The sequence below is a fragment of the Vibrio sp. JCM 18905 genome (genome assembly GCF_055393305.1).
Genome location: NZ_AP043878.1, coordinates 517478 through 533153 on the forward strand (window position 1 = coordinate 517478; position 15676 = coordinate 533153).

General features: G+C 47.0%; 17 protein-coding genes. 5 read left to right on the top strand and 12 right to left on the bottom strand.

Annotated features, from left to right (window positions below; all coding sequences use genetic code 11):
* Positions 1 to 367 precede the first annotated feature (367 nt).
* Positions 368 to 2998, top strand: coding sequence for a DUF2339 domain-containing protein (locus ACZ5ZC_RS02180; protein WP_464931808.1), 2631 nt, complete (start codon positions 368 to 370; stop codon positions 2996 to 2998).
* Between the two features lie 88 nt (positions 2999 to 3086).
* Here the strand turns inward: ACZ5ZC_RS02180 and ACZ5ZC_RS02185 are convergent, their stop codons facing one another.
* Genes ACZ5ZC_RS02185 through flgB form a run of 12 tightly spaced genes read right to left on the bottom strand, consistent with a single transcriptional unit; the run spans position 3087 to position 13077 of the window.
* Positions 3087 to 4127: a hypothetical protein gene (locus ACZ5ZC_RS02185; protein WP_012842382.1), complete on the bottom strand. Its 1041-nt coding sequence runs from the start codon at positions 4125 to 4127 to the stop codon at positions 3087 to 3089.
* 17 nt (positions 4128 to 4144) lie between these two features.
* Positions 4145 to 5044, bottom strand: a complete 900-nt coding sequence (flgL, locus tag ACZ5ZC_RS02190; RefSeq protein WP_005395290.1) for a flagellar hook-associated protein FlgL — start codon at positions 5042 to 5044, stop codon at positions 4145 to 4147.
* Positions 5045 to 5055: 11 nt separating this feature from the next.
* Positions 5056 to 6429, bottom strand: coding sequence for a flagellar hook-associated protein FlgK (gene flgK / locus ACZ5ZC_RS02195; RefSeq protein WP_005395291.1), 1374 nt, complete (start codon positions 6427 to 6429; stop codon positions 5056 to 5058).
* Entirely contained in the window at positions 6430 to 6978 is a 549-nt protein-coding gene (locus tag ACZ5ZC_RS02200) for a rod-binding protein (protein ID WP_005395292.1), read from the bottom strand.
* A gap of 10 nt (positions 6979 to 6988) precedes the next feature.
* Positions 6989 to 8110: a flagellar basal body P-ring protein FlgI gene (locus ACZ5ZC_RS02205; RefSeq protein ID WP_031780462.1), complete on the bottom strand. Its 1122-nt coding sequence runs from the start codon at positions 8108 to 8110 to the stop codon at positions 6989 to 6991.
* Positions 8110 to 8781 (bottom strand): flagellar basal body L-ring protein FlgH, encoded by a 672-nt coding sequence (gene flgH / locus ACZ5ZC_RS02210; protein WP_005395295.1) that lies wholly within the window; start codon positions 8779 to 8781, stop codon positions 8110 to 8112. Before flgH ends, ACZ5ZC_RS02205 begins: the two co-directional genes overlap by 1 nt.
* Positions 8782 to 8813: 32 nt before the next feature.
* A complete protein-coding gene (flgG, locus tag ACZ5ZC_RS02215) occupies positions 8814 to 9599 on the bottom strand; it encodes a flagellar basal-body rod protein FlgG (protein WP_005395297.1) in 786 nt (261 codons plus the stop codon).
* 27 nt (positions 9600 to 9626) lie between these two features.
* Positions 9627 to 10358 carry a flagellar basal-body rod protein FlgF gene (gene flgF / locus ACZ5ZC_RS02220; protein ID WP_006741308.1) on the bottom strand — a complete coding sequence of 244 codons (732 nt, stop codon included), beginning with the start codon at positions 10356 to 10358 and terminating at the stop codon, positions 9627 to 9629.
* Positions 10359 to 10370: 12 nt separating this feature from the next.
* Complete coding sequence (gene flgE, locus ACZ5ZC_RS02225) at positions 10371 to 11567, bottom strand: flagellar hook protein FlgE (protein WP_005395301.1); 1197 nt, start codon at positions 11565 to 11567, stop codon at positions 10371 to 10373.
* A gap of 27 nt (positions 11568 to 11594) precedes the next feature.
* Positions 11595 to 12278, bottom strand: a complete 684-nt coding sequence (gene flgD / locus ACZ5ZC_RS02230) for a flagellar hook assembly protein FlgD (protein WP_005395303.1) — start codon at positions 12276 to 12278, stop codon at positions 11595 to 11597.
* A complete protein-coding gene (gene flgC / locus ACZ5ZC_RS02235; RefSeq protein WP_005395305.1) occupies positions 12278 to 12712 on the bottom strand; it encodes a flagellar basal body rod protein FlgC in 435 nt (144 codons plus the stop codon). The genes flgD and flgC overlap by 1 nt, the downstream gene beginning before the upstream one ends.
* 2 nt (positions 12713 to 12714) lie before the next feature.
* A complete protein-coding gene (flgB, locus tag ACZ5ZC_RS02240) occupies positions 12715 to 13077 on the bottom strand; it encodes a flagellar basal body rod protein FlgB (protein ID WP_054866923.1) in 363 nt (120 codons plus the stop codon).
* Between the two features lie 77 nt (positions 13078 to 13154).
* Here flgB and flgA point away from each other — a divergent pair, with 77 nt between their 5' ends.
* The 4 genes from flgA to ACZ5ZC_RS02260 all read left to right on the top strand — a co-directional run bounded on the left by flgA (position 13155) and on the right by ACZ5ZC_RS02260 (position 15554).
* The gene (flgA, locus tag ACZ5ZC_RS02245) at positions 13155 to 13952 is read left to right on the top strand and encodes a flagellar basal body P-ring formation chaperone FlgA (RefSeq protein WP_237309364.1); all 798 of its coding nucleotides are present in this window, start codon (positions 13155 to 13157) and stop codon (positions 13950 to 13952) included.
* 135 nt (positions 13953 to 14087) lie between these two features.
* Entirely contained in the window at positions 14088 to 14369 is a 282-nt protein-coding gene (flgM, locus tag ACZ5ZC_RS02250) for a flagellar biosynthesis anti-sigma factor FlgM (protein ID WP_005395308.1), read from the top strand.
* A gap of 20 nt (positions 14370 to 14389) precedes the next feature.
* Positions 14390 to 14827 (top strand): flagellar export chaperone FlgN, encoded by a 438-nt coding sequence (flgN, locus tag ACZ5ZC_RS02255; RefSeq protein WP_006741304.1) that lies wholly within the window; start codon positions 14390 to 14392, stop codon positions 14825 to 14827.
* Positions 14808 to 15554, top strand: coding sequence for a lytic transglycosylase domain-containing protein (locus ACZ5ZC_RS02260; protein WP_152813449.1), 747 nt, complete (start codon positions 14808 to 14810; stop codon positions 15552 to 15554). Before flgN ends, ACZ5ZC_RS02260 begins: the two co-directional genes overlap by 20 nt.
* Positions 15555 to 15676 lie beyond the last annotated feature (122 nt).

Here is a 15676-nt window from a genome sequence, read left to right on the forward strand (position 1 = left end):
CTTGGCATGCAGACTAAACGGCTTACCTTCGACTCTTCGACAGCATGCCTCTGAAATACACATTTTTGAGGTCACTTGGGTATCGCATCAGAATTATGAATATAGTTGAACCCCAATGACTTAACGACTCATTTCTGTTCATCAGGTCTTAAAGTGACACACAAGTATGTCGCTTTGTCGAATTCATCATTACGCATTGAGTTTCATTATGTAGAATGATTCTTAAAGAAAGCGCGGAACCTAGCACTATATGAAGCTAAGGCAAAGCGCTTGGACTAAGCTTTAGCGTACGTGCTCAAAGTTAAGAATCGTGTGTCACGCGACGTACGCAAGGAGAAATGGATTGTACGTAATACTAGCACTGTTCATGGCATTGCTCGCCATCCTCATCGGAGTGAAAGCCGCCAACCGAGCAGCACTTTTAGAAAAAGAGCTAACCAAACTTCGTGAAGAGGTAACATCACTGCGAGTCAGTCTAAATAAGGACTCGAACCAACCAACGCGCCAACAATACAGTGTTGAAGAGGTAACAAAAGAGGCAAACTCCTCATCCTCTAAAGAGCATGACCCGATTACCGACCGAGCATCTTATCCAAACACAACACATCAAGCTCAATACCAGACAAGCGAAGTTCAACTGGACGTTTTTAGTCAAGAACAAGAGTCTATATTGCCAAGTAGAGTGCAGAGTCTGTTTAGCAACATTCAAGAAAACTGGTTGGTTTGGGTGGGCGCGCTGGCAATGCTAATTGGTGGGGGGTATCTCGTACAGGTTATTGGTAGTCACATTGAGTTTTCGCCACTTATGCGTGTGTCCTTTGCGTTTGTACTCTCGTTACTTATGGTGCTTGTTGGCGAATGGTTCCACCGCAAAGAACAACAAAATCCTCAACGAGCAACACGAGCCCAAGGCTTTACTTATGTGCCTGCCGCCGTTACCGGAACCGGGCTAACTGGCATTTACTGCACGGTTGTCTTTGCGTTTGTTGTTTATCAAATGCTGACACCTAGTGTCTCGCTTATCATCTTAGCCGCTGCCGCATTTTGTAGCTTGGCTCTATCTTTACAGCAAGGGCCGTTGATGGCAGTGCTTGGTCTGATTGGTGGATACACCGCACCGTTATGGATTGGTGGAAGCGAGCCTAATTACTTCTTATTAGCTGGGTATATCAGCGCGATCTCGGTCGCGGCAACATTGCTAATGCAAAAAGTGCATAGTGCATGGATTTCTCCAAGCATCGCGCTTCCACATGTTGTTTGGATGCTGTTGCTCATTGAAAGCATGCCGCTTGAGACACTTTTTTCTTGGCTGGCTATTTATCTCTCAATTACGCTTTATCTTATTTTCGCCGTTCCAAGACTGGGTTGGACACTCAATCCTCGTTATCATCACTGCCAGAATAAGTGGACAAATCCGCCGACCGCTACCTCTCTCGCGATTGCGTTATTGACCTTTTCGGCTGTCACTAGAATGCCAGAATTGGACACACTACAAATGGTGTACTGTTATGCGCTGCTCGTTGCGACAGTATGGCTCCCAGCGGTTCGCACAGGTTGGTCATTGCGCGTATTTTTGCCTTCCATATTGGTCTCTGCGACCGCACTTGTTGTCCTCACTGTCGCGTTTGACGCTTTGTATATGCCAGAACATGGTGCCAGTATCTTACTCGCATTGGCCACCAGTATTGCACTGATCTGCTGTCGAACTTATTGCCAGTCACTCAGTGACCGATCGCAACTTAGCGGCGTACTTCTGTTAGTACTGGCTCCTGCAATGAGTTTGATTACGCTGTTTTATGTCGACGAATTTATGCAAGGCTACCTGTGGCACTGGACTGCATTCTGCGCATTGGTGACCGTTTATTACGTTGTACTTGGTCAGCGCTTACATTCGCTAGCATTGGAATGTTCTGCCGTCATGCACGCTTTAATCGTAGGCGTCGCCTTTGTTTGGTTAAGCGATACCTGGTTGACGACAGCAATCTCGATACAAGTTGCGGTAATGGCGCTACAGACGCAATCAGGGTTATTTCGCCCCGCAAGTTGGGCGATTAAAGTGGCGATGGGGATACTGGTCATCCGCCTCACACTTTTACCCTTCATCCCTGAATGGCAACCCGTAGAAGCAGGACATTGGGCTTGGGTTATTGTGAGTTACCTACCGTCTCTCATCATCCTGCTCTATGCTCGAGCCACGCTAAAGCAAGTGGACCTCGAACTGACCAACTGGTTTGAAGGCGCATTTTTGCATGTATTCTTAATGGCGCTATTCACCCAAACCAACTACTGGTTAACTGGGCAGTACGGCTATTTGGGACACCTTGATTTCACAAGCGCCATCGTTTTTGCTAACCAAGCGTTGGTTATGGGTTTGGTGTACAGCTACCGTAGCCAATTTGCACAACGCTTAAGCCGCATCTATGAAGCCTACAGCTACCTGCTTTGGTGTGCCTTCGCATTGCTGATAATTTTGCTTAATACGGCAGAGTCGCCATTGGTGACTGACAACGTCTCAGCCCAAGCTCTTCCCGTTATTAATATGCTAAGCGTCGGCTGGTTGCTGCCAGCTTGTATCCTACTTATCGCAACATTTAGAGGCTGGAATACGTTACAGGTTCATCGATTTGCGGTTGCTAGCCTAGGCTTTGCACTTGCTGCTATTTGGTTAGGTATGTCTATCCGTCAATTCTGGCAAACCACATCCATGATGTTGTACCAACCGACCAGCATGGCAGAACTGTTCAGTTATTCAGTAGCAGGTTTGCTCGTGGGTGGATTGCTTACTTGGCGCGGTGTGACACACAGAGGGTTGATGATGCAGCGCGTGGGTCTAGTGGTTTTAGCTTTTGTCGCACTCAAAGTATTCTTATGGGATGTTAGTTCTCTGGATGGGTTCTGGAGAGCAATCAGCTTCTTAGGTTTAGGAGCATCTTTAATCGCGCTTGGGTGGTTATTCCAGAAATTGAATCGCTCGGTGGCAAAAGCACTCGAACCATAAACGAATTAAAGAGAGATTCCCGACAATGCACCGTTCTCGTTATTGGGGGGCGATAGCGATGCAAAGCCGGGAATCATTGGAGTGTTCGTTATTTTAGCAACGCAACAACCGTATGACGACGCACGTTTGCTTGTGCATTCAACGCTTGAAAAGTCGAGGTAAACTCACCAGACTTCTGCACAAAACCATCCAGTTTTGCATTCACATCATCCACAGAAAGCTGCGCGGTTTTATTTTGAATTGAGCGCATTTGAGTATTCAACTCTCCATGAAATGCTTTCGCTTCCTGCAAGCTCGTTTGCACTTGTCTTAGGTGCTGGTTCACTTTGGCAATCGTCTGTTTCATACCATCGCGTGACGCCAAATCAAACCCAAGTTCTGCAATACCATCTGGCTCTGACTTTAGATTTAGAACGTTCGGCTGGCCCGCAGGAAAACGGTGCCCTTCGCCCGTGACCATCACTTTCTGCTGCATTTGCTGATAAGCGTTGTCTCTGGCTTCAAATAAAATGCTGCCATCGTCAGCTAATGAGGCACGCATCCCTAAAGCAATCAAGCTTCGGTCAAGCATTTTGACAGTTCGAGCACCATCGGCTTGTCCATCGAACTGAATCATTACCGCTTGACCCTGAGGGAAATCCAAACGAATTTGCTCAGCCTTGTCACTTAAGCGATGCACGTTCAAGCCAGGAATAGAAAAGCGACGAATGTCTGCTTTATCTAGCTTTAAATGCAGTTCGTTGTTGAGCACTTTCTGGCCGTCGAAACGAGCATGCTCCACAACGTTCTGAATGGTGGCTTTAGAACGAACCAATGTATCCTGCAAGCCAGGTACATTTTGCACGCCTTGATTCACCGCTTGCGTCAAACCACGTTTAATTTGAGTCAGCTCTTTGCCAATCACCTGCAACGATTTCGATGCGATCTGCACTGCCGTCGCTTGCTGCTGACCCTGGGTCAGTTGAATCCCAGAGACAGAGTAGGCTGACGCAGTGTCAGCCTGAACTTGCGCCGGGCGCGGTTTAATTGCAGTACTTGAGTCTGCAGAACGGGTCGGCATGATAGAGGCTTGTTCTTGCCCACCCAAGCGTATGCTATGGGGTCTAACCTCTACTGTACTCATTACCATAAAAGAACTTCCTAACCTTATAGACGGTCAAACAACGATAGATCATTGATCTTTACATAGCTCGCTTGCGTTGCTTGCAAAGCCGCCATGTAATTGCTCAAGCGTACCGATGCTTCACCGTAATCCAGAGCTGAGAGGTCACCTGATACTTTATCGACGAACAGTTTATTCTCACCATGGGCACCGCCAACCAAATCTAGGTTATTGTGTCGGCCACCAATCTCCGTCATCGTGCCAAGTACGCTTGCCAACGTATCATCAATGGCACTCAGGCTTGCGTCCACTTCAGCTTGGAAATTCGGACTCGGGTTCTCAAATTCTGTAATTAGATTATTAATTTGATCCAGTACGTTTTTGCCGCCACCAAGGTCCAAAATGTCCTTTGCCGTCATGTTGGAATCCATCGTTACGCCTTTCGCAATCGTCACGACACGTTTATCGCTGTTGCCCTCGATGACATAACTACCGCTTGCACTGTTTATAGCAGGGGTGTCAGTTTTGGTGCCTGAAAATAGGTAATGTCCTTCTTCATCCTGAGCATTGAAAGACGACTCAATTGAATCACGATAGCTCTTTAGCTCCGTGATCATACCGGTACGGTCTTGATCAGTCAGTGAGCCATTCGCGCCCCATAATGCAATATCACGCATGCTCATTAGGCTCTCTTTCACTGAGTCTAAATGTGTTTCTTGACTCGAAAGCGTGGTTTTGACGTTTGCGATATTGTTTTGATATTGGGCGATGGCACTGTTTTCACGATCCAAATTAAGCAGCTTAATCGATGCCATTGGATCGTCAGATAACTTAGTTAGACGCTCACCTGTCGTCATTTGTTGTAGCACGTGCCCCAGACCTGCATTGTTACCTTGCAGGCTTTGCAGCATCATTTGGCTAAATTGATTGTCACTGATTCGCATCTGGGTTTCCTTTAGAATAACTGCAATACAGAATCGAACAGCTGATTCGCTGTGCTGATCACTTTCATGTTGGCATTGTGTGCATTAGCAAACGTCATTAAGTTAGCCGCTTCTTCATCACTGTTAACGGCACTCACATTGTCACGAGCCGCATGTGCTTGCTTGTTCATGGCTAACTTAGCTTGGTAATCGGCGTCTGCTTGGCGTGCTTTAATCGCGGTTTGACCCACCATAGAACTGAATGCGTCATTCAAACTCACAGAGCCATAGCCAGTCACAGAAACAGGTTTGTTGCTTAAATTAATCAACGACTGCAACACGTCCGCATTACCTGGCGTACCATCACTTGAAAACGCAAGCTCACCTGGAGTTAACTCAGTGATATCCAAACTTGCCGCTGGGTTGGCAGGGTCGTAACTGAACAATGGTTTACCTGGGTTACCATTTAAATCTTGTCCAGTAGCGAGCACAGCGTTGTATTCATCCGCTAACGCTTTCGCCATGTCATTCAAAGCCAATTGGTTTGGTTTTAATACATCGGTTTGATAATCGTTAATCGCACCTAATTTGCCACCAAGAGAGTCACCAATCGCAAAACTTTGGCTTGAGAATGTTACGTGTAAGTCTGCTACGTAAGGGTCACTAGGGTCTGGAACGGCTGCGAGTTTGCCATGGTCCGTGCCCATCACAAGTGGCTGACCAGAGGTCAACGTTACCTGAACACTGCCGTCAGGCTGTTCTGTTGTTCTGATTTCGATGGTTTGAGATAACTCGCCGATCAATTTATCTCGTTCATCCATAAGTTGCGATGGGTTGCCACCTGTTCCTTGCATTTCAACCAGCTGCTTGTTTACCTTCGCGATGTTTTCCATGAGGCTATTCGCGTGGTTGAGTGCCGCATTACGCTGGTCGCTCATATCTTTATGTTGGTTGTGCAAAGACTCAGTAAGCGTATTAAAGCGGCGCGCCAACGCTTCAGATTCGTTGATGATTTGTTGACGGTAAGGGATCGACTCAGGCTTAACCGTAGCATCGTTAAGCGCAGCGTTTAGAGAGTCCAAACCAGCAGAAATACTGAAGCCATCGGCCCCTAGCGTATTTTCCAATTGGCTCATGTTGCTGGTGTAACCAGAAGCGTACGCCGCCATACTGTTAGTTGACCACGTTTGCTTAATCAGAAATTGGTCTGTAACGCGGCGAATGCTGGTGACCTCTACCCCTAAACCAGGGCTTAAGCGGTTGGCTTTTCCGTCATCGACTGATGCCATCAACGCTTGTTGACGACTGTAGCCCACAGTATTCACGTTCGCCACGTTTTGTGCCGTTACGTCTAAGGCCACGCGGTTCGCGCCTAAACCTGAAAGGGCAATATTAACTAGGTTCATTTACAGCTCCATTTTCCTGATCAACGGCTGAGAAAACGCGGTAGTCATACCGGCCTCACCGAGCACCTGTTTTACAGAGGCGACGGCTTGAGAGGCGGTATTAAATAAGCTCGAGTTCCCCTCAATCTCGTTAGCATCAAGCTGTGAGATAGATTCAGAATTCGCACCTTTACCATCGTTTGCAGATGAGATGTTACGCGCAGCATCAAAGGCGACTTCGCGCATAGAGGGGCTAAGTTGCTGGATGAGCATATTGGCAATGCCAGAGCTCTGCTTTTTTGCCAGTTCCATTGCCAGTTGCCCATCGTACATATCGCGGAAAACACCTTGCTGCTGGCTTGCAAACGGGCTGTCTTTATCCGCTAGAACATCGCTGCTGCTGCGCATTTGACGCAGCACCATTTGTAAAAACATCGCCTCAAATTGACCCGCCACTACTTCAAGCGCGCCTTCCTGATCTCGACTCTGCTTGATGTTGGCAAGTGCGCTGTTGTCGTGATACAGCATCGAATTCAGTTGAGTTTGTTCATTGGTACTGTCTAGTTTCATCCTTAACTCCTTAAATCACGACCAATTCAGCGTTCAATGCACCCGCTTCGCTCAGTGCTTGCAGGATAGACATTAAGTCAGTAGGTGTGGCACCTAAGCTGTTTACCGCAGTCACAATAGTGTTGAGCTCCGTGCCTGGAGGCCAAATCACCATTTGAGCTAAATCTTCGTTCACATCAAGATCCGTTTGGTTAACGACTTTCGTATCGCCATTTGCAAACGCATTTGGCTGACTGACTTGTTGTGATTCAGAAATTCGCACGGTTAAGTTGCCATGGCTCACTGCTGCCTCACTCACTTTGACACTCTTACCGATCACGACCGTTCCCGTACGAGAGTTAAAGACAATTCGAGCCGGCTTGCGGCCTTCCACGACGCTCATTTCTTCAAGCATCGACATCATCACTACGCGCTGTTGGGTATCTTTTGGTGCACGCATATCAATGCGCGCTTTATTGATCGCAACAGCAACGTTAGGCCCAAAAGTGTTGTTGATTTCACGCGCGATATTTTTTGCCGTTGTGAAACTTGGTTTACGCAGGTTTAAGGTGACTTCATCACGCTGGTTGAAATCAGTTTTGATTTCTCTCTCTAACGTCGCACCATTCGGGACGCGACCTGCCGTTGGTGTATTAACTTCGACTTTGGAGCCACTTCGCCCTTCTGCTGATAAACCGCCCACCACGACGTTTCCTTGTGCAATGGCATACACTTCACCATCAATACCGCGTAAAGGCGTCAACAATAGCGTACCGCCACGGAGGCTTTTCGCGTCACCAATTGAAGACACGACCACGTCCAAAGTTTGTCCGGGGCCCGCCATTGGATCAACGGTTGCTGTCACGCTCACAGAAGCCACATTTCGTAGCTTAGGGTTCATACTGTCATCAATTTGAACCCCAAACTGACGAAGCATGTTGGTAATAGATTGAGAAGTAAATTTCACTTGGTTTCGGTCACCCTGGCCAGCTAAGCCAACCACCAAACCATAACCAACCAATTGGTTTTCTCGAATGCCGCGTACATCGACCAAGTCCATGATCGGAATTTCCACTTCAGCATGTGAAGTGGTTGGTAATCCCAAGGTCAACACCAATAGGAAAGACGTAAAGAAAGATTGCATTGTCTTCATTAGAAAGGTACCCATGGGCTGTTGAAGAATTGAGTTAGCCATCCGGCTGCGTTGCTGTCAGCCAAAGCTCCGCGACCCGCGTAGGTAATTCGTGCATCAGCAATTCGTTGAGAAGAAACTTGGTTGCTGCGATTAATATCATCCACACGAACAATGCCAGTGAGACGAATAAACTCATCTCCCTGGTTAAGGCGCAGCCATTTTTCGCCACTGATACGCAATACACCATTAGGTAACACCTCGTGTACCGTTACGGTGATAGCACCTTGCAGCTTGTTACCCTGTGAGCTTGAAGCGCTGCCATCAAAGTTGCGGCTGCCATCGACACTAACCCCTAACTCATCGAACGTTTTCGTTCCTATGGTCGGCGCCGCGAAGTTAACCGCTGAGCTTTTGCCAAACTTCGTACCCGCTTTTTTGCTCGATGAGGTTTCTTCTGATAGTTGAACCGTTAACACATCGCCAACTCGGTAAGCACGACGATCCTGAAACAGGGTCATCGTGTATTGGTGACGATAAAGGCTACCAGACTGAGTTTCCGGCAACGTGTAATCGAGCGTTGGTGGTGCGTATTCCTCGGCATTTGGCTCAGGCGGAATAAATTCCTGACGGCCGGCACATCCCACCAGCAACACGGCGGCTACTGCCCAACTCTTAGAAAGCCATTTCATTGCTTTTTCCTTCATCATCACCAATTTCATACTTACATTGATTGCGAAACAAACTTCAGCATGTCATCTGCAGCAGAGACCACTTTCGCATTCATCTCATACGCACGTTGAGTCGTGATCATGTCGACCATCTCTTCCACGACTTGTACGTTTGAACCTTCCAATGCACCTTGCTTGATGAGGCCTGCGCCATCTTCACCAGCAATCAGTTCATCTGCCGGGCCGCTGGCTTCCGTTTCACGGAACAAGTTACCACCCACGGCCTCTAAGCCTGCTGGGTTAATGAATTTTGCGAGTGTGATTTGACCAAGCTGCTGTGGCGTTGGATCGTCCGCCGTCGTCGTTGTTACCGTGCCATCAACACCAACAGAGAATGAAGAGGCATTATCTGGGATCTGAATTTGTGGCTCTAACGGCAAGCCTTGACTGTTAACCATCAAGCCTTCAGAGTTGACATGGAACTGACCATTACGTGTGTACATGATCTGTCCATCCGAGTTTTCGATTTGAAAGAAACCCTGTCCCATAACGGCAAGGTCCAACTCTTGTGTTGTATTTTGAGTGTTACCTTGCGTAAACACTTTTTGCGTGCCAACTACGCGAACACCGCTACCTAGCTGAATACCACTTGGCAACTCGTTAACTTGGTCTACTTGAGCACCAGGTTGACGCTGAATGCTGTAGAAAAGGTCTTCGAATACAACTCGGTCACGCTTAAAGCCAACTGTATTTACGTTCGCTAGGTTGTTAGAAATGGCAGTCATCTTCGTATCCTGCGCTGCCATGCCTGTTTTACTTACCCATAATGCTGAATGCATTTTTTATTACTCCTTGCGGGGCGAGACTTATCTCGCCGCCATTAATTTATTACCAGCTTGTGCCAACGTCTCGGCCGTTTTCATCATGCGAACTTGCATCTCGAAGTTACGCGTTAACGACATCACGCTAATCAACTCATCAATGGCAGATACGTTACTGCCCTCAATGTGCTCAGGAGAAAGTTGCACGGTTTCATCGGCAGCGAATGGCACGCCATCTACACTGTGCAGTAGGCTGTCACTCTCTTTTTGAAGTTGGTTCATTTCTGGTTTAACCAACTTCAACGTTCCCGCGACGATTTCTGCGCCACCACCTGGCGGAATCACGGATACTTGACCACGCTCGCTGATTTCAATCTTTTGATAATCAGGCACAACCAAAGGCCCATTTTCACCAAGAACAGGAAAACCGTTGATGGTCATGGCACCAAAAGTGTCGACTTGGATATTGCCCGCTCGCGTGTACGCTTCGTTACCCGCAGGGGTTTCAACAGCAAGATAACCCTCACCCATGATGGCGACATCCAACGGGCGTCCCGTTTTCATAATGTCGCCAGAATCAAAACGCGTTGAGGCAGAGTTGGTCACAACCATAGTGCGACCATCAAAACCTGGGCCTTGCATTTCTACACTGCGTACGCGCTCCATATCCGCTCGAAAGCCAGCAGTATCAGCGTTTGATAAGTTGTTTGAACGCACGTGCTGAGCCTTAAGAACTCGACTCGCACCTGACGTTGCAGTAAATAACAAGCTATCCATGCAAAACTCCCATTACACCGCGTTAAACAAAGCTTGAGTTAGCTTGTCGCTGGTAGAGATGGTTTTCGCGTTTGCTTGGTAGTTACGCTGTGCGGTCATAAGCGCCACAAGCTCACTGGTTAGGTCAACGTTAGAACCTTCTAGCGCACCTGGAGTTAAATCACCCAACGTACCTGAACCAGGGACACCCGTGATTGGCGCACCAGAGCTGAAGCTTTGAGTCCATGCCGTACCACTCACTTTTGCTAAACCTTGTGTGTTGGCGAAGTCTGCAAGTACAACTTGACCTTGCAGCTGTGATTGGCCGTTAGTGTAGGTCGCGTAAACCATGCCATTACCTTCAACGCGTACACCTGCAAGCTCACCGGATGTATAGCCGTTCGGGCTGTTAGTACTTACGCCGAATTTCGCACCGAACTGCGTGCTGCCCTTCAAGTTAATGTCGACACTCATCGCGTTTGCGCCTGCCGCAGGGAATGAAACATTAAACGGAGCCGTCGGTGAAGAAAGCGAACCGTCTTTGTCAAACGTTACTGGCACCGTTGTCACTGGTGTTGCACCACCATCCACTTGAACATTCACTTCCCAAGAGTTAGAAGCGGTCTTAGTGAAGTACTGAGTTACCGTGTGCGAGTTACCCAGCGAGTCATAGACTTTTGTGGTGTAAGACGAATTGAATGAGTTTGGATCGTCCGGATTAAACGGCGTTACCGTTTTATCAATGGCAGACGCACTTGCATCAAAGTTTGCAACAAAATCAAGACCGTCTGTCGCTTTTGCATTCAGTGATGACGTAGATACTTGGATATTGCCCACAGAGCCTGTCATCAGGTTGTTGTTGCTATCCACACTGTAACCTTGCAGTTTTGCGCCACTGTTAGCTGTAACAAAGTTATCTTTATCTGTCGCGAATACACCTGAACGCGTGTATAGCGTTTGACCCATGTTGTCTTTAGTGACAAAGAAGCCACCACCGTTGATCGCCAAGTCCATCGCACGGCCAGTTCCTGAGATACTGCCGTCTTTGTCGAAGTTCTGTGAAATTGACGCGACTTCTACACCACCAGGTTGCATGCCGTTGTATACTGCGGAGAATTCTGTGCGGCCACCTTTAAAACCATACGTTGATGCGTTGGCAATGTTGTGACTGATTGTGTTTAGCTCTGTGTTGGTCGCGTCCAGACCACTTAGTGCGATGTTAAAACTCATAAAAAGACCTCTGATTTCCCTATTTGGTTAAGCACCAAACTGAGTGATTTGATAGAAAGGAACGTTGCCAACGCCATGGACATTGACTAATGCTGCGCCGCCAGTATTTGGAATACGCACTTGCTCAACAGTGCCAGCCATGAGCACATTTGGACTTGCTTGCCCTTCTTGCACTTCTACTGCCACTGAGTATTTGCCTGGTTTAAGACCAAGTTCTTCAGGATTAATTGAAAAGTCGACGTCACCTTTGCCGTGAGCACCTAATGGCACTTTAGTAGATTGACCAAACTCATCTTTCACAACTAACGTCACTTGGTTTGAGCTATGAGCGAGTTCGATTTTTCCGTTCTGTACGCCTTCACCAAGCTCAAATTCTTTGGAGTTGACGTAAACAGTTTGTCCGACGAGCCCCGCTGTCGATAGCACTTGCATGTTGTCGAGGAGAATCATGCTCTGTTGCATTGTCTTGGACATATTCTCGGTACTTTGAACTTGAGAGAATTGAGCCAACTGACCAACGTATTCCGTGCCATCAAGTGGGTTAAGTGGATCTTGGTTTTGGATCTGCGCCACCATCAAAGAAATGAATTCGTTCTCTAATGAAGAAGCACTGTTCATATCTTTAGGATTTGGTGCAATGCCATTGTTCTCTTTTGCTTTAGTGCTCACAGGAGCATCAGACGATAAAGGTGTATATTGTGCGAGACTCATTAACTGCCCTGCCCTAATCTAAGCAGACCTTGCTGCATACTTTTCACATTCGATAACACTTCAACATTGGTTTCGAAGCTACGTGTCGCTGACATCATGTCTGCCATTTCAGCCACGACATCGATATCTGGGTAATACACATAACCTTCACCATTGGCCAACGGGTTGTTTGGCTCAAAGCGTTTCTCGGCTTCTCCCGCATTTTTCACAACGTCAACAATGCGAACTTCAGCATTGGGATAAACCCCGTTTTCCGTTGTCAGCTGCGCTTTTTGGTACACAGTCGCGAATACGGGCTTCAGCGCTTTATAAGCGTCATCTGGATTTGCAGACACCGCGTCCGCGTTAGCTAAGTTACTGGCGACCGTGTTAAGACGCACAGTTTGTGCCGTCATCGCGGATCCAGTGATCGAGTAAATATCAGTGAATGACATAATTAACGTCCCTCAATCGCTTTCGTTAAGCCATTAAATTTCATGTTGAGAAAGGTCAGGCTAGTTTGAAAGTCCATGTTGTTTTGCGTGAATTTCGCTTGTTCAACACCCAGTTCTACAGTGTTGCCATCTTTGCTGTTCTGGTAAGGCACCGAGTATTGGGCCTGAACCTGAAACTTAGGCACTGGTTTGTTCACACCGCCTGCAGTCACCTGGTTCATTACGGTGGTGAAACTTAGGTCTTTCGCCAAATACCCAGGGGTGTCAACATTTGCTAGGTTACTGGCAAGGACTTTGGTACGCTGAACGCGAAAATTAAGTGCCTCTGGATGTACACCTAAAGCATTTTCAAATGTGATCGCCATGCATCTTCCTTACAGTTGGCTCGAATACGCCAACATACAAACAAGATGCGTGCCATAAAAAATAGTTATATGTATCAATGATTTACAAACAAGGATGGAAGTCAAACTTCCGGCTCACGGAAAGCATTAAAAGCAAGGGGAAAGTGCTTACTTCCTCAACATTAATGCTAACTCTGCTTGCTCTAATACCAGGACAAACTTTCGCCAACACCTCTGGCAGAACCCTAAGCGTTGAGGAGATAAAATCTGTTGTAGCAGAGCATTTCAAACAAGAAGTGGCCCAAAATGCTCACTCTAATCAGTGGGGAGAATACCAACTGGATTTCGACATGTGGGTACCAGGCTCGGCGAATCACCTACCTGAGTGTGAGTCGCCTCTGGTCATCACTGGTCGCGACAATCAAGCGTTGCCAGTTGGAAACCTTAAGCGCTCAGTAAGTTGCGATGACATCGCTTCACCCTGGCGAATTAACGTCACGATAAAATCTTCTCTGACACTGCCTGTCTTGGTTGCCACAACCACGGTCGGTCGAAATGAAGTTGTGACTGCCAAGCACGTTAAACTGGAAACGCGCACCATCTCGCGACAAGACGATTTTTATACTCGCCCAGGACAAGCAATAGGCTTAGAAACCTCTCGCCGTTTACGTGCAGGGCAAGTGGTCAACCCATCCAACTTATCGGCTCCACCTTTAATCGAAAAAGGCAATGAAGTCATAGTGATTGCGAGCAAAAATGGATTTAGCGCCAGCACGAAAGGAGTCGCCTTAGAAGATGGTGCGAAAGGGCAACAAATTGAAGTAGAAAACCTAAGTTCTGGCAAGGTCATTAGAGCTGTCGTAACCGGGTTAAACCAGGTTCATACTCAATTTTGATTTTGGACTCAGAGTAACATTTTTTAATTTTGGCTCTCGTCAGTAACGCTGAATTTCGAGTACAAAAAAAATATTTAATGTTTATCACATCCTAACCGCCTACTTAATTTAGAACATGATGATGAGGACCACAGCATGAAAATCGACAAAGTCGCGGGCGGTCATGTCCCACAAACAAAATTACAGCAAGCAAGCAAACAGCCTGTCGACATCGTCGAACAGAGCAAAGTACACGAGCCTGCATTTCAAGCGAATACCGTAGCGATAGATCGCGCTCAAGCTGAAATGGCATCACTACCTGATGTTGATATGGAAAAAGTAGAACAAGTACGTAACGCATTAGCGCGTGGCGAACTTAGCCTAGATACAAAAGCACTATCAAAGGCGATCATGCAATTCCATACAGGTCACGAGTAATAACACACTAGGAAGAGATCATGGCAAGCGCAGTATCGCAGCGAATTCAACAATTTATTCGCTCAATACCTGAGGATATCAAGCTCTATCAACAACTTATCCCTTTGCTTCAACAGCAAAAAACGTTGTACTTAAAGTTTGATGGTGAGGCACTGAGCAATAATGTTCAGAAACAAATGCCAATACTCAATAAACTTAGCCGCTCAGCCAGTGATAGAAGCCAGTGTATGCGAGAGCTGGGGTTAGCGTGTAATGACGCCAGCGTAAAACGAATTTTCAATGCTTTGCCTGCCCAAATAGGTATGCAAGCTAGAAAACAATGGGCGCTATTGGAAACATTGGTAAGTCAGTGCCAACAATACAATCAGAGCAATGGCCACAGCTCTGCGGCGTTCCATGAGTTGGTCAGTCAACTCAAACAACCTGTGCAACACACTTATGAAGATAAATCGTTCTAAACGATGTTCGTCTTGCCTACAGATTCAGTCGCCATCTCGGCTGAGTACTGTAGGCCTTTTTATTTTTATCGCCTTACTATCCTGCCTTTCAATCACCTGCCAGGCGAAACCAAGCCCAGCTGATATTCAAACGCAATATCAAGTTTTAGCCCCATACAAACCACAAATTGCCAAGCGTCTCGATTCATCCAGCCTGGTGATTCATCATATTTTCAAACAACTGCAAAGCCACTCTTTACCAAAGAGTCTAGCCTTAGTGCCAATGTTGGAATCCTCTTACAACCCCAAAGCCGTTTCTCATGCCAACGCCGCCGGACTTTGGCAACTGATACCAGCAACAGCTCAACGATTCGGGTTGACTGTAGATACAAAACAAGACGATCGCTTTGATACAGAAGCAAGCACAGCTGCAGCACTCAAGTATCTGACGTTTTTATACAACAAATTCGATCAAAACATGGCGCTGACATTAGCGGCCTACAATGCAGGTGAAGGGCGTGTCGCACGCGCTATTCAACGAGCAGGCAGTAACGACTTCCAGAAGCTCACACTACCTAAAGAGACTCGCCAATACGTTAGTCGATTCTTCGCGCTGGAAAAGTTGATAGATATCGGTCAGTTACAATCCTCATCATTTCAACCTTTACTCTTATTTGCTTCAGATGCTCCGATGGTTTCGCAACCGCTGATCGACTTTAGTCCACTACCTCCGTTGGTCAATTTGTGATAAAAATCACGACAAAATCCAATGTCAGAAAAACGTAAAATTACAAGATCGTGTTCGGCCAATTTGAAAACTCGTGATCTCTATGCAAACGTGTGCAAAAAAGTTGAGGTAAGGTATCTCAA

Excerpts from the sequence above, each read along its gene's own strand:
- flgH (WP_005395295.1), bottom strand. The coding sequence starts at position 8,781 with ATGAAATGGCTTTCTAAGAGTTGGGCAGTAGCCGCCGTGTTGCTGGTG.
- flgD (WP_005395303.1), bottom strand. The coding sequence starts at position 12,278 with ATGAGTCTCGCACAATATACACCTTTATCGTCTGATGCTCCTGTGAGC.
- flgE (WP_005395301.1), bottom strand. The coding sequence starts at position 11,567 with ATGAGTTTTAACATCGCACTAAGTGGTCTGGACGCGACCAACACAGAG.
- flgN (WP_006741304.1), top strand. The coding sequence starts at position 14,390 with ATGGCAAGCGCAGTATCGCAGCGAATTCAACAATTTATTCGCTCAATA.
- ACZ5ZC_RS02200 (WP_005395292.1), bottom strand. The coding sequence starts at position 6,978 with ATGAAACTAGACAGTACCAATGAACAAACTCAACTGAATTCGATGCTG.
- ACZ5ZC_RS02185 (WP_012842382.1), bottom strand. The coding sequence starts at position 4,127 with ATGGTAATGAGTACAGTAGAGGTTAGACCCCATAGCATACGCTTGGGT.
- ACZ5ZC_RS02260 (WP_152813449.1), top strand. The coding sequence starts at position 14,808 with ATGAAGATAAATCGTTCTAAACGATGTTCGTCTTGCCTACAGATTCAG.
- flgG (WP_005395297.1), bottom strand. The coding sequence starts at position 9,599 with ATGCATTCAGCATTATGGGTAAGTAAAACAGGCATGGCAGCGCAGGAT.
- ACZ5ZC_RS02180 (WP_464931808.1), top strand. The coding sequence starts at position 368 with ATGGCATTGCTCGCCATCCTCATCGGAGTGAAAGCCGCCAACCGAGCA.
- flgA (WP_237309364.1), top strand. The coding sequence starts at position 13,155 with ATGATTTACAAACAAGGATGGAAGTCAAACTTCCGGCTCACGGAAAGC.
- flgB (WP_054866923.1), bottom strand. The coding sequence starts at position 13,077 with ATGGCGATCACATTTGAAAATGCTTTAGGTGTACATCCAGAGGCACTT.
- flgC (WP_005395305.1), bottom strand. The coding sequence starts at position 12,712 with ATGTCATTCACTGATATTTACTCGATCACTGGATCCGCGATGACGGCA.
- flgL (WP_005395290.1), bottom strand. The coding sequence starts at position 5,044 with ATGCGAATCAGTGACAATCAATTTAGCCAAATGATGCTGCAAAGCCTG.
- ACZ5ZC_RS02205 (WP_031780462.1), bottom strand. The coding sequence starts at position 8,110 with ATGAAGACAATGCAATCTTTCTTTACGTCTTTCCTATTGGTGTTGACC.
- flgM (WP_005395308.1), top strand. The coding sequence starts at position 14,088 with ATGAAAATCGACAAAGTCGCGGGCGGTCATGTCCCACAAACAAAATTA.
- flgK (WP_005395291.1), bottom strand. The coding sequence starts at position 6,429 with ATGAACCTAGTTAATATTGCCCTTTCAGGTTTAGGCGCGAACCGCGTG.
- flgF (WP_006741308.1), bottom strand. The coding sequence starts at position 10,358 with ATGGATAGCTTGTTATTTACTGCAACGTCAGGTGCGAGTCGAGTTCTT.